Annotated in this window: 13 protein-coding genes; 11 read left to right on the top strand and 2 right to left on the bottom strand. The window is 46.4% G+C overall.

The features are described from left to right. Positions 1 to 76 precede the first annotated feature (76 nt). The 5 genes from JCM10914_RS18145 to rarD all read left to right on the top strand — a co-directional run bounded on the left by JCM10914_RS18145 (position 77) and on the right by rarD (position 3,570). The gene (locus JCM10914_RS18145; protein ID WP_023963554.1) at positions 77 to 706 is read left to right on the top strand and encodes a DapH/DapD/GlmU-related protein; all 630 of its coding nucleotides are present in this window, start codon (positions 77 to 79) and stop codon (positions 704 to 706) included. A gap of 40 nt (positions 707 to 746) precedes the next feature. Then, entirely contained in the window at positions 747 to 1,385 is a 639-nt protein-coding gene (locus JCM10914_RS18140; protein WP_023963553.1) for a sugar O-acetyltransferase, read from the top strand. A 180-nt stretch (positions 1,386 to 1,565) separates the two neighbouring features. After that, complete coding sequence (locus tag JCM10914_RS18135; RefSeq protein ID WP_023963552.1) at positions 1,566 to 2,054, top strand: YfbM family protein; 489 nt, start codon at positions 1,566 to 1,568, stop codon at positions 2,052 to 2,054. Positions 2,055 to 2,207: 153 nt separating this feature from the next. After that, on the top strand, positions 2,208 to 2,564 hold the full coding sequence (locus JCM10914_RS18130) for a hypothetical protein (RefSeq protein ID WP_036718878.1): 357 nt from the start codon (positions 2,208 to 2,210) through the stop codon (positions 2,562 to 2,564). A 127-nt stretch (positions 2,565 to 2,691) separates the two neighbouring features. Next, the gene (gene rarD / locus JCM10914_RS18125; protein ID WP_023963551.1) at positions 2,692 to 3,570 is read left to right on the top strand and encodes an EamA family transporter RarD; all 879 of its coding nucleotides are present in this window, start codon (positions 2,692 to 2,694) and stop codon (positions 3,568 to 3,570) included. Between the two features lie 258 nt (positions 3,571 to 3,828). On the opposite strand, the gene JCM10914_RS18120 is transcribed toward rarD, so the two are convergent. After that, positions 3,829 to 5,193 (bottom strand): glycosyl hydrolase family 18 protein, encoded by a 1,365-nt coding sequence (locus tag JCM10914_RS18120; RefSeq protein ID WP_023963550.1) that lies wholly within the window; start codon positions 5,191 to 5,193, stop codon positions 3,829 to 3,831. Between the two features lie 44 nt (positions 5,194 to 5,237). After that, positions 5,238 to 5,390 (bottom strand): hypothetical protein, encoded by a 153-nt coding sequence (locus tag JCM10914_RS28970; protein WP_156332328.1) that lies wholly within the window; start codon positions 5,388 to 5,390, stop codon positions 5,238 to 5,240. Between the two features lie 606 nt (positions 5,391 to 5,996). Here JCM10914_RS28970 and JCM10914_RS18115 point away from each other — a divergent pair. The 6 genes from JCM10914_RS18115 (at position 5,997) to JCM10914_RS18090 (ending at position 12,741) form a co-directional block, all read left to right on the top strand. Continuing rightward, entirely contained in the window at positions 5,997 to 7,028 is a 1,032-nt protein-coding gene (locus JCM10914_RS18115) for a phosphotransferase enzyme family (protein WP_023963549.1), read from the top strand. Positions 7,029 to 7,185: 157 nt separating this feature from the next. Then, the gene (locus JCM10914_RS18110; RefSeq protein WP_023963548.1) at positions 7,186 to 8,382 is read left to right on the top strand and encodes a GAF domain-containing sensor histidine kinase; all 1,197 of its coding nucleotides are present in this window, start codon (positions 7,186 to 7,188) and stop codon (positions 8,380 to 8,382) included. After that, on the top strand, positions 8,376 to 9,017 hold the full coding sequence (locus tag JCM10914_RS18105) for a response regulator transcription factor (RefSeq protein ID WP_023963547.1): 642 nt from the start codon (positions 8,376 to 8,378) through the stop codon (positions 9,015 to 9,017). Before JCM10914_RS18110 ends, JCM10914_RS18105 begins: the two co-directional genes overlap by 7 nt. Positions 9,018 to 9,190: 173 nt before the next feature. After that, entirely contained in the window at positions 9,191 to 10,759 is a 1,569-nt protein-coding gene (locus tag JCM10914_RS18100; RefSeq protein ID WP_023963546.1) for an MFS transporter, read from the top strand. Positions 10,760 to 11,032: 273 nt separating this feature from the next. Next, a complete protein-coding gene (locus JCM10914_RS18095; RefSeq protein WP_023963545.1) occupies positions 11,033 to 11,521 on the top strand; it encodes a DinB family protein in 489 nt (162 codons plus the stop codon). Positions 11,522 to 11,937: 416 nt separating this feature from the next. Next, positions 11,938 to 12,741: a copper amine oxidase N-terminal domain-containing protein gene (locus JCM10914_RS18090; protein ID WP_023963544.1), complete on the top strand. Its 804-nt coding sequence runs from the start codon at positions 11,938 to 11,940 to the stop codon at positions 12,739 to 12,741. Positions 12,742 to 12,865: the final 124 nt, after the last annotated feature.

The following is a 12,865-nucleotide window of genomic DNA, read 5'->3' as shown; positions in this document are numbered from 1 at the left end:
CGGTATCGCCAATATAAATGGCTGAACAATATTACAAGAAATTTTACTGACTAAATAAATACGAGGAGAATGATGAATGAATATCCAAGAGAGAATGGCAAGTCGTCAATTATTTACCGATCGTGATGCCAATTATCCTGAAGAAGCGGCCACGTTGGCACGTGCGCGTCAACGCGGCAAGGTGCTATGTTACGAAATCAACAACTTGCATCCTGACGATTTAGACAAACGCAAGGTTTTAATGAAGGAATTATTTGCGAGTATTGGTGAAAATGTATGGATGGAACCTCCCATTCGGATGTCTTATGGATCGAATACGACTGTCGGCAGCAACGTTTACATCAATTTCAATTTGACCGTAGTAGACGATTATAAGGTCACGATTGGCAATGATGTGATGTTTGGGCCAAACGTCACAATCGCCGTAACCAATCATCCAGTACATCCGGAAATGCGTAAAGAAGGTGGAATGTTTGCTTTGCCCGTTGTCATTGAGGACGGAGTTTGGATTGGCAGCGGAGCCATTATCGTGCCTGGCGTGACGATAGGAAAAGGGAGCGTTATCGGTGCCGGAAGCGTCGTAACCAGAGATGTCCCAGCGAATGTTATTGCTGTCGGAAATCCGTGCAGGGTCCTTCGTGAAATTACCAGTCATGACAAAGAATATTATTACAAATCGATGCGTTTTGACCAGGTAGAGTGGTGACGGATTCGGCCTAATATTGCAAGCATAAGGAGAGGCGCAAATGAGAGAGGAAGAACGGATATTTAAGGGTATTTTGTTTAGTCCGGCTGATCCTGAACTGCGTGAAATCAAGCAGAAGGCTCACAATCTTAGCAGTTTATACAGCCGTACACTTGAAGATGAAACGGAAGAGAGAGAAGCCATACTGAAGGATCTGCTTGGTCAAAAGGGAGAGAATTGCTTCATACAGGGTCCTGTTTTCTTTCATTACGGTATTCATACCGAGATCGGCCATTCCTTCTTTGGAAACTATAACCTCACCGTACAGGATGATGCCAAGGTGAAGATCGGGAATCATGTAAGTTTTGGTCCCAATGTGACCATCGTAACTCCTGTTCATCCACTGGTTGCTTCAGAACGTCGATTCATGATGGATCAGCACGGTCATCCCAAGTCTCTGTGCTATGCTAAGCCGGTTACAATCGGAAACGATGTATGGATTGCAGCTAACGTAACGATATGCGGCGGCGTTACCATAGGAGATCGATGTGTAATTGGGGCCGGAAGCGTCGTAACCCATGACATTGAGCCGGATTCGTTGGCAGCAGGCGTACCATGTAAGGTAATTCGAAAAATTACGGGAGCGGACAGTATGTGTTTTAAACCGGAGATTATGGCAGATTGCCAAGTAATAGAATGAAATTCTGGTTGAAGACCAACAACGATTAGTTCGACGATCCAGGAAAGAGAACAAACAGACCTTTGTCGTATTATTTACGAGAAGGTCTGTTTAATGTTCCTTGAAATATACAATTCCCAGATGTTACATTTTAATAGGGCTGTATAGTCTCTTCTATATAATGGAAAGAAGGCTGATAACATGGGAATGCGTGGATATTACGTTGCTATGGAAGACAACCTGGTGCAGCAAATCGCAGCAGGCGACATTGCATTAAAGAGTTTGAAAATTGACGATTATCCCGGACTGGACATTGATAGAACCTGGGAGGCGATTCATTACTTGCTTTGTGGAGATATTTCCGATGGAGAGCCTCCTCTTGGTTATGTTGTTCCGCTAACGTCAGACAAAGGCATCGATTTTGGCTCATTCGGGGCGTTTTCCTTACGCGCCGAGCAAGTTGAAGCAGCGCTTCAGGCTATGTCTGAGCTGGATGAGGCGCAGCTCCGTTTGCGGTATGATTTCCCGACCATGATCAAGGACGAAGTATATCCTCTTGAGCCTGACATTGTTTCAGACAAAGATGAGGAGGCATTCTTTGCCTACATGCTTCAGCATTTTAACGAAATCCGGCGTTTCTACAGCCAAACCGTATCCGAGGGCAAAGGTCTGATCTTCTATATTTTCTAATTCCAATCATTTGAATAATCGCAAGTGGCAAAAAATCATGGCTTAGGCTCATGGGATTCCTCACCTAACCTCATATTGTTGAACATAAGAAACGACCCCGAGCGTAGTTAAAGTTCGTATGAAGGGAAACGAGGCAGGAGGGACATCACTAATATGGAACACTTATCAAATGTAGATAAATTGGAATCCATCACATCTTTACAATCTACAATCCGTAAACTCGAAAAGGCCTTGTCCCAGATGACTGAGAAAGGCGCAACTACTACCTTGGTAAAGAAACGACTCAAAGCCGCTTGCATAGGCTTAGCTGTATTAGAGGATGTTTGGAATCAAAGACCCCACCATTTCACTCAGGAAGATTTAATAGAAGCTCACAGTGTTCTTACTGGTTTACTTCCGTCAATTGAGAACAGTTACTTCAAATTAAAGGCTGGTAGTCCCCAAAGAACGCTTTTAGAACGAAGAATTAAATCCTTGGAATTAACTATACAAGCGATTGATGAACTATAACTTCAAATACTACGACAGCCGAACAAAGCATGACTGCCAGCCAGCGGTTCAATTATAATCCTTTACTATGCGAGGATCCAGGCGTATAATCCATTCAGACATCAGAGCGAGAAGAGGGAAAATAATTATGAACAATGGGTTGGTTAACGCTATTATCGCGTATATCATGTGGGGGGTTCTCCCGCTTTATTGGAAGTTGTTTGACGATGTGCCGGCAGGCGAAATTCTGTCACATCGGGTTGTCTGGTCGTTTGTCTTCATGGGGATTCTCGTCGCCGTCCAGCACCGGTGGGGTGACATGAAGCGGATTGCGGCTAGCCGCTCGCTTCTGCTGTCACTTGCCGCCAGTGGACTGCTGATCGCGGCTAATTGGCTCATCTTTATCTGGGCTGTCAACAACGGCCATGTTGTCGAGACAAGTCTCGGCTATTATTTGAACCCGTTGCTGAACGTTCTGCTAGCGGTCGTCTTCCTTCGTGAGAAACCAAACAGGGGGCAATGGCTCGCGATTGCCATCGCTGGCGCCGCGGTGCTCATTATCGCCATCGACTACGGGCGCTTCCCATGGGTCGCGATTTCGCTGGCCGTTTCGTTTGGCTTGTACGGCCTCGCGAAGAAGAAGATCGTACAAGACGCTTCTGTAGGCTTGTTATCGGAGACGGCTATCATCCTGCCCGTCGCGCTCGGCTACTGGATCTATTTGGCCGCCGTGGGAAAGACGACGGCATGGACACTGCCTACACCCATGTTCGTCGTACTGCTTCTTTCCGGCGTGGTAACGGCGCTACCGCTGCTCTTCTTTGCGCGGGCCGCCGCCCGGATGTCGCTGTCCACGCTCGGCTTCGTACAATACATCGGGCCGACGATCATGCTGTTACTGAGCGTATTTGTGTTCAAAGAATCGGTCTCGCCGGTTCTGCTCATCGGCTTCGCGCTCATCTGGACAGCGCTCGTCGTATATGCTACGGCATCGGTTCGCAGCACGAAACTCGCAAAGACGAGTTAACCGCATAGTCACCTCCTGTTCCGTCATGACTGGAGGTTGACAACCCGGGGAGCATGAACGACCAATTCGGCATGAACGGCTTACCCCAAGGAAACTTCAAACTTTCGAATCGTTTGTCATAATAAAGCCAGCGAGTCTCGTGTATTAGAGACCCGCTGGCTTTGGTTGTATTTGCGAACAACAGCTCCGTTCTGTGAGCAGATCCTGGAGAAACTCACCGTTTATAAAAGTGAATGTTGTCTCTCCTTGGCTCCGCGGTTAATTGTTTTGCACCCGGAAAGCTTCCCATGCCCCGCCCACAGCAGTGCGGTTGGCAATCAGTCTGCCTCCGTTATTGACTTCACAGGTCACGTACAGATTATTGGCGAGTGCTTGCAGTGCAATCGTGCCATCACTCAAATTCACCCGGTTAAATTTCTCCCACTGCTGAATGCTTGTGGCTCTCGCCACCAGTACACCACTGGCATTGAGATCTGCTGTGACATACTTACCGTTGACTTTAGACTTGAGAGACACGGTGCCATCGGAGTTCGTGATCAATTCAAAAAGCTCCCAATCTCCTGCCGTTGTTCGATTGGCGACTAGCGGATCATTACCGTAATTATCAGCAGAGACAATTTGCTGATTCGCTTGGGCGACCAGATAAGAGTAGCCACTTGGAATTGGCGGTTGCCCGCCTCCACCTGAGGTAATCTCTGTATAAATAGACTGAAGCAATGCGCCGGATCTGTCATTACTGTACTCCCAGAACATAATGCCGCCCAGATTATTGTTTTTCACATATTGGGCTTTGAGGCTGAGGGATTGCGGGTCATCATATGTGATAAAAGTATTGCCATTGAACAGGTAAGGAGCCTGTGCGCTGCTGTCCCAGTACCGTGTATATCCGTTTTTGTTCAAGTATTGGGCAACAATCGTATTGTAATCGGTTTCAAAGCCGCCAGAAGCTGGCCGATCAAGACCGTTATTCCCGTTCTGAACGCCTGTCCAACCCCTACCGTAGAAAGCGCCGCCAATGACCAGCTTGCTCGCTGGAACGCCGCCATTTCTGAACAGATTAACCGCAGAGGTTACGCTGATATCTCTACCAGACAGATTGGAGTGATGGCCTGTAGTGGAATCCCAGCTACCATGGAAATCGTAGGTCATAATATTAATCCAATCCAGCAAAGGCGTGATGTTATTGAGCTCAACTCCATTAATATATCCGCTGTTAGCTCCGGCAGCAATGGTCAGCAGGTATTGCTTGCCGTTGATTTGTCCTTGAGCATTCAGCTTCTCGCGAACCTTGGCGAGCAGGTGCGTGAAATTCTGCTTATCTTGCGGACGCGCTGTTGTCCCTCCGGCTGGGTTAGTCGGATACTCCCAGTCCAGATCCACGCCATCCAGATTATTGGCGGTCACCAGTTGCACAAGACTGTCTGCAAAAATTGTGCGGGAAGCGTCTGTAAGTGCTGCGTCAGAAAAACCATTCGCACCCCAGCCTCCGACAGATAATAACACCTTTAGATCCGGATTTCTGGATTTCAGCCCCACCATAGTCTGCAATTTCGTACGATCATTGTTCGTAATAGTGGCTCTGCCGTTGGAGATCAAGGCAAAGGAATAATTGATATGGGACAATTGCTCTGCCTTAATATCATTCGCGGTTAAGTTGGCCCAGCCGGCTACATAAGCATGATTTTCTTAGGGAGTGGGGCGGCATCAGCCTGCTTAGCGGGTCCAACTACAAGGCTTGAAGCGATGAGGAGGAAGGACAAGAAGAAGAGCAGTACGATCTTTCCAAACGAAGGGGCAGAGCGAGCACGATGGTTGTTCATCACAAAATCTCCTTTTTAGTTTAAATTTTTAAATCTAGGACCCTATTCATAACTTGCAACCAGCAGGCGGATCACCCCCTTTCAGTCTTATTTTGTTACATATGTTGTAAGCGTTCTCTATTATATTCGCGAAGTTCTTCCAATCTAGCAAAATGAATATGATGGCCAGAGCCATGTGAAACTAAACCAAAAAAACCATAGAGTAGACAAAATGGAGGGTATAATAGAAAGAAATCTAGTTGTTGGGAATGGATTGGCTAGTGTGCTGATGCGATCATGGTAGAAGGTTGTATGTCTAGAAGAGGGAAACGTAAGCGGCGGAGTACGGTCGGAACAATGATTGGCAGCTATATAGTACATAGGGTGGGGAGTTATATAACAGATGTTCATCTGCGTATGTAAGGGTAAGTTTTGATGCTGCAGGGTTAAATTCTTTGGAATCTATGTTAAATTAAGGATAATATAGAGATGGAATATTTGTCAACAATATTTAGGAATTTGTCTTAATATGGGTAAAATTGAACGCGATTTCAAGTTTATTAAATAAAACTATTACTTGACCGATTTGTGAACAGTTATTTCGACAATAGACGGGGGTAGATTAATTTGGAACACAATATGATAATCATTGCTCAAGGTTTAGCCGACGTACTTCAACGCGGAAAGGTATGTCAATTAGAGCAAGGCTTTATGACAGATGCTGAACGTGGGTGGTCTGGTGCGGATGTACGTCGTATAGAAGTTACTTATGAAAATGGTCAAAAGGAGAGCGTGATATTTAAAGAAGCTGCTCTAAAAGAGCGTATGGCGATGAAAACGTTAACTGACCAGGGCCATCAGAACACGCCCGCCACTTATTCATTGGATATAGAAACAGATGAGCCTAGATGGATGGCGATAGAAGATTTGGGAAGTGTTAAATTTCCTCCGCCTGGTGTAGATTGGTCACCCAGGATTGCAGAGGCATTAGCCAAAATCCATGCCCGTAATATGCGTAGAGGTTCGCAGATGCCGTGGCTCCCCCATGCTGACCGTCATTATTGGAAAGATTATTTAGTTACCAAAGTGTCTGTGGACCATTTTGAAACGTTTATGGAGCAAACCCCCGAATTTTGCAGGGAATTTCGCGCTTATCTACCCACACTACGTGAAAAAGCCAACGCATTCGCAGATGATATGGCGGCTTTGTACGATGAGAAGAACAGCTTGACTCTCACCCATGGAGACTTGCAGTCGGTCGATGGCTCGCACATACATTATTATAATGAAAAACCCTATTTTATTGATTTCGGGTGGTGCTATTATGCGCCATTTTATATTGACCTAGCTAGTTATTTTAACTTTGAGGATGCCAAACTTTATTACAACGAATTAATAGCCAACGGTGTATCACTTAGCTATGATGATTTTTATGAAAGATTGAGGGCAGCATTTCGTTACTCTGGGTTGATATACTTATATCCCAGCATTAGACAATGGTCTCTCGGGCCTACTGAACTAAAGGGTAAACGTCTGCTTCATATGTTAAAAATTGTACTTACAGGCGAGTTTCCTGAACGTAGAATTGATTACTCTAGCAAGCTTTTCTCAAAGCTGCTCGAGGAACATAAGAACGGTACACTTCATAAGCTCAATTAATAAATGTTCATTCTATGATTTAGCAGTACGATTTCACCCCATCAGGCGGGCAAGTAGCGCCGCTCTCTATTTTGAATCTTATAACAATCGTTCAAAGAAGCGATGACGACATGAGACAACGAAGTCATTTGCCGCGGTGTAAAAGGAGGAAAGGAACATGGACCTGTACGAGCAGGAAAAAAGAGTAGCGGAATATTATGCCACAATCGGGAGAGTTATTCGTAGTACATGGAGAATTAGAGGAACGGGCGAGCTGCTACAAACCTTCGCTGAACAAATCGGGCTTCATTTTGGCTGGAATACGGCCGCAATTCTCCTTAAACGGAACCACTTCCTTCATCTGAACACCTTTTATAGTCAAAAAGAGCTCCACTATGTGGATGAGTCGATTAATCTGGACGACATAAAAGGAGCTGCAAATAAAGATCAGGTACCCAGCCAAAAAGCAACAATAGCTGATGTCGTTACAGACGCTTTAAAGCTGCAGAAAGCCGTGCAAAACGAAGGAAAGCTGCACAGCTTCCCCGTTTTAAACAATTCGGCCGAGACAGTTCACTCGTTTCAACGGCTCCATTGGCTCGCCATTCCCCTAACCAATCGCGATGAAATCATCGGTGTGCTGCTCATCGGTAGAGCAGATGAGGCCTTTGATTCTTGTGAAATAGGGATTATCCATGACCTGGCAGAGCACGTAGCGTTAGCGATCGATAACGTAACGCTTTATGAAGAGAACGAGCAGTTGGTGCTGGAGGAAGAACGTCGCCGCTTGGCGAGAGACCTGCATGATTCGGTGAATCAGAAGCTATTTTCCCTCTCCTTGGTATCACAAGGCTTAAGGATGAGGGTAGACAAGGATAATTCGGTTGCCCAGGAGGGGCTTCTCGAAATTGGCGGGCTTGCCCAGGAGGCTTTGGCTGAGATGAAATCGCTCATCTGGGGGCTACGTCCTGAGGAAGACCACAGAACAGTTGCTGAACTGCTAAAGGACTATGCCGGTAAGCTTGGCTTAAGCATGAATATGAAGCGGGGAGAGAACATGCGTTTTTCTCCCCGTATAGAGGAAGCTCTTTGGAGAATTGGCCAGGAGGCTCTGAATAACGTGAAAAAGCATGCCGGGGTGGAACATGTGGAATTCGAAATCATCAATGAACAGGACAAAGTTAGGATGAAAATAGCAGACAAAGGCCGCGGTTTTAAACTATCTGCTCCCACCTTTGGCACACTGGGCCTGATTGGAATGCGGGAACGGGTCCGGCAGCTGAACGGCAGTCTGGAAATTGCAAGTGAAGAAGACCGGGGAACAGTCATTGAGGTGAAGCTACCTTTGCAAGGAGGGGATAAGCGAGGATGGTAGTTAAAGTATTGCTGGTTGATGACCATTTGGTTGTACTGAAAGGACTTCAGTACTTTCTCGAGGTTCATGATGAGATTGAAATTGTCGGACAAGCCCGTGATGGAGCAGAGGCTTTACAGAAGATAGAGCAGCTTATGCCTGATGTTGTGCTGATGGATATTCAGATGCCTGGTATGGATGGCATTGAGGCGACAAGACAGATTACGGAGAGATATCCGGAAGTCAAAGTCATTATGCTGACCAGCTTCTCGGACCGGGATTCCGTAATCCCCGCTATTCGTGAGGGGGCGGTGGGCTATCAGCTTAAGGATGTGGAACCAGATGTGCTGGTGGATACAATGATAGCGGTCATGCAGGGCAATCGTACTTTTCATCCGGAAGCGACCAACCAGTTGGTGCTTAATGTTCGAGGAGAAAGGGAAGCGGTCAATGAATTGGAGCAGTTGACGGCAAAAGAAAAAGAAGTGCTCTACCATATCACGTTAGGGGAGAGTAACAAAGAAATTGCCGACCGATTGTTTATATCGGAAAAGACAGTCAAAACCCATATCACCTCTATACTTGGCAAGCTGGAGCTACCGGACCGTACAAAGGCAGCGGTCTATGCGCTAAGAAATAAATGGTTTGAGTCTTAGCTTTCTTACGACTAAAGTCTTACCTTGAAGTTCAGACACTCGATTGATCCTTTGCCACAGGATTTGTATTACGCTGGAGCTATACAAATCGAGCATTTTGCATATTACATGTTTCGCTTGAACTTATGCAAAGTGTTGACATCAAGTCCGATTGGATCAATGAGGTGAGGAATATGTCAGAACATCATCAAGAGGCCGTTGTACCTGAAACGGCAGGGATGCGGCAATGGCTGGGGTTAGGTGTTTTAGCGCTTGCTACTCTGCTGCTTGCGCTGGATTTTTCCGTCCTGCATCTAGCGCTTCCACATGTGGTTGCCGATCTGCAGCCTAGCAGTACTCAGCAGTTATGGATTTTGGACATTTACGGGTTTATGCTCGCTGGTTTCCTCGTTACGATGGGGACGCTCGGCGACCGGATTGGGCGCAAAAGGCTGTTGATGATTGGTGCGGCCTTGTTTGGACTCTGCTCCATTGCAGCAGCATATTCGGTGTCGGCCGAGATGCTTATTATCACAAGAGCGCTCTTGGGGATGGCAGGAGCAACCTTGATGCCATCTACCTTATCGTTAATCGGAAATATGTTTCGCAAGCCGAAACAGCGGGGAATAGCCATAGCCGTATGGCTCAGCTGTTTTTCAGCAGGAGGCGCGATTGGCCCACTGATTGGCGGGTTGATGCTGCAGTGGTTTTGGTGGGGCTCTGTTTTCCTATTAGGTGTTCCGGTTATGCTTGTGCTACTGCTGACCGCTCCTTTTTTGCTGCCGGAATTTCGCAGCCCGCAAGCCGGGAAATTGGATCTACCGAGCGTGGTTATTTCGCTAGTGGCTGTATTGTCGGTCATCTATGCTTTGAAGGAAATAGCCAGCTACGGCATTCAACCCTTCCCCATCGCTATGCTTATTCTTGGTATTGGATCCGGGTATATCTTTATCCGCCGGCAGCAGCTTGTGCAGGAGCCGCTCTTGAATCTGACCTTCTTTCGCAACCGGACTTTTAACGGCGCGTTAATCGGTCTGTTGATCTCCGTTTTTGCGCTTGGCGGTTTCGTGTTGTTTTTTGCACAGTACTTGCAACTGGTGGAAGGCTTGACCCCGTTGAAGGCAGGCCTATGGATGATCCCGTATGCCCTCGCTAATATTGTCGGTGCGATGATGACACCGAGTTTGGCGAACCGGATGTCTGCTTCCAAGCTGATCGCCCTTGGCTTGGCATTGGCCAGCTTTGGCTTTCTTTTCTACAACATTGCAGTCTGGCTGTCGCTGCCCGGACTTGCGGTTATGGTTAGTGGAAGCATTCTCATCATGCTTGGTCTCAGTCCGTTAATGGTGCTCAGTACAGATAGAGTCGTTGCTTCGGTTCCGCCGGAGCAGACCGGATCTGCCTCCTCTTTGTCGGAAATGAGCAGTGAAATGGGGATGGCGCTGGGGATAGCCATCTTGGGAACCGTAGGGACTGCCACCTACCGGCGTCTAATTGCCGGAGCTATTCCGGAGAACACCCCTGCGGAGATGGCGGAAGCGGTCGGTGACTCCTTGGCTGGAGCTGTTGCGGCGACGGAAAGTTTTACCGATCCAAGCTATCCTTACCTGATGGAGGCGGCGAGAGAGGCTTTCTCTGCAGGAATCCAAGTCGTCGGTGTGGTCAGTGCGGTGCTGCTGATCGGGTTAATCATCCTTAACCAAACTGTTTTTCGAACAAAGTCGGATGAAAGCCAAGATAATGAAGCGGACGCCAGAGGCTAGCAGGTCCCATACGAAGTCGCTAAGACCATCCAGTAGTTACGCTCCAACGGGTAACTTTAGATTAATAGAAAACAGCGGCATTCTTAAATTTAGTTCACCGCTGTTTCGCTTATGGTGTCAGTGAATATCTTTTATGGAGTGGCCGATCTTAAAGACAATCATATCATCTCGAACGCCGTTGTACGCATTTTCAGCAATCCGTAAGAAACGTTTACGCGCTTGGGATGATAAGGTGAAGGAGATGAACGGCATTGGCCGGAGGAGGAGATCACCATGAGTGTTATTGAAGATTGGATCAGCGAGTTGAAGAGGGAAGCAGAATCGACGCGGGCGCTTCTCGAACAGCTCCCGGAAGACAAATTCTCTTGGAGACCGCATCCGATATCGATGTCATTGGGGCAGCTAGCCTTGCATGTTGCCGGAGTACCCGGAGGGCTGGCCCTATTGTTGGACGATTCGGTCAGCGAAGTCCCGGTCGTACCATTGCCAGAGCCGACTAACCGTCAAGAATTGCTCGATGCACTGGAAAGGAGCATATCACTCGCTGAGAGTAAGCTTCGGGCATGGGGGGAAGACGCCTTAAGAGATACCTGGAGGCTCGTCAGCATGGGGGAGACCGTCTTGGAAACGCCTCGGATCGAGATGGCCCGCACGCTGATGTTCAATCATGTTTATCATCATCGGGGACAGTTGACGGTCTATCTCCGCCTGCTCGGATTACCGGTTCCGGGGATATACGGCCCGAGCGCGGACGAATCATAAGCTACCACCTGCTCCAGAAGGTCTAACTGAAACCAAGGTATTGCTATTGTCGCGGGCCAGAGGGAAGTATTTGGGGATTGGCGGAGGGAATCAAATGAATTTATCGCATGTCCATCGACATTCAATCAGTTTAATTAAGAAGTAGATGTGCGATGTGATAAATCGGATCTGGCACTAGGAGCTATAAAATTCAGATCCAAGACACGGAAAGGAATGTCCGTGTCTTTTTATTATTGACGTAGAATCTAACGGTGCTATGGCAACTATCCATCGTGAGCTCGACATTAGAAGAAACTTTTTACATTTATCTTACGTCTATAGTAAATCAAGTGAAATTTGAAATTAACCAAGGAGGTTGATCCATTTGAAGTGGAGATCCGTTTTTCTCACTTGTTTTATTACCATGTTTTTTTGTAGTGCCAACGGTACAAGCAGCCACACCAATATCAATAGTTGTTAATGGCAATATGGTTAAAACAGACGTTGCTCCTTTTGTTAAAAATGGCACCACGTTTGTTCCGTTGAGAAGTATTGAACAGATTGAAGGACTTGCGATAAAAAGCTGGAACAACCAAACTAAAACACTTGTTATTGCAGATCCTAGCCAGTCCATGACGTTTCGTGTAAATAACCAAAATCAATCGGAGTCACCGCTAATTAGAAATAATCGCGTAATGGTTCCCATTCGCTTTATTGCAGAGAATTTTAATAGTGATGTAGCTTGGAATCCTAATACAAAAACTGTCCATGTAGCCAAGATAAATGACAAGACTAAAGCTGATTTGGATTCAGAGGACTTAACTAAGGCCCGTGTTGCTGCGATTAATATTCCGAAAATTTCTACTTTAAAAGAGCTTACTTCGGGAGAAAGTAGTGCTGGTTCCTTTCAATTGCTTTTTCCTGAAAGAAAATCAAATGCATTCTTTACGATAGAGAACGGTATTATCAATTATTACGAGGTTAAATCAAATGCGTCATGGCTTATATGGAGTGGAAAAGTCGGTGGAAATCAAAATAAATTTTGGGTAACCAATAGCGGCATATCAAGTGAAGTAGGACAACGACCTACAATCAATGAACGGTTATTTTTTTATAACATCTCGGGACATTCAGGGCAGTCCCAGTATGGATACATTTCCAGTAATGGAAATAAGACGATACTTGGAAGCAAAGAAATGGGGAGTTTAAATGATTTATATCCAATCGAGGATGAAAAATAAGTAGGTTAAATGAAAGAGGCAGTGGTCGAGGGACGGAACATCATCCCGTTAAAAGTCGCTATTTTAGCGGCTTTTTTTGTTTTATGGTACATGTTCTTTGTCCCGATTGCCGTAAAGGTCAAGA

The sequence above is a fragment of the Paenibacillus sp. JCM 10914 genome, from assembly GCF_001315105.1.
Taxonomy (GTDB): Bacteria; Bacillota; Bacilli; order Paenibacillales; family Paenibacillaceae; genus Paenibacillus_AQ.
Note: the sequence above shows the minus strand (reverse complement) of the source record. Positions and strands in the feature narration are given on the sequence as shown.

What these genes read in the sequence shown, in the direction of transcription:
- JCM10914_RS18145 (WP_023963554.1), top strand. Translation starts at nt 77, where the DNA reads ATGAATATCCAAGAGAGAATGGCAAGTCGTCAATTATTTACCGATCGT.
- JCM10914_RS18135 (WP_023963552.1), top strand. Translation starts at nt 1,566, where the DNA reads ATGGGAATGCGTGGATATTACGTTGCTATGGAAGACAACCTGGTGCAG.
- JCM10914_RS28970 (WP_156332328.1), bottom strand. Translation starts at nt 5,390, where the DNA reads ATGAACAACCATCGTGCTCGCTCTGCCCCTTCGTTTGGAAAGATCGTA.
- JCM10914_RS18095 (WP_023963545.1), top strand. Translation starts at nt 11,033, where the DNA reads ATGAGTGTTATTGAAGATTGGATCAGCGAGTTGAAGAGGGAAGCAGAA.
- JCM10914_RS18105 (WP_023963547.1), top strand. Translation starts at nt 8,376, where the DNA reads ATGGTAGTTAAAGTATTGCTGGTTGATGACCATTTGGTTGTACTGAAA.
- JCM10914_RS18100 (WP_023963546.1), top strand. Translation starts at nt 9,191, where the DNA reads ATGTCAGAACATCATCAAGAGGCCGTTGTACCTGAAACGGCAGGGATG.
- JCM10914_RS18130 (WP_036718878.1), top strand. Translation starts at nt 2,208, where the DNA reads ATGGAACACTTATCAAATGTAGATAAATTGGAATCCATCACATCTTTA.
- JCM10914_RS18110 (WP_023963548.1), top strand. Translation starts at nt 7,186, where the DNA reads ATGGACCTGTACGAGCAGGAAAAAAGAGTAGCGGAATATTATGCCACA.
- JCM10914_RS18140 (WP_023963553.1), top strand. Translation starts at nt 747, where the DNA reads ATGAGAGAGGAAGAACGGATATTTAAGGGTATTTTGTTTAGTCCGGCT.
- rarD (WP_023963551.1), top strand. Translation starts at nt 2,692, where the DNA reads ATGAACAATGGGTTGGTTAACGCTATTATCGCGTATATCATGTGGGGG.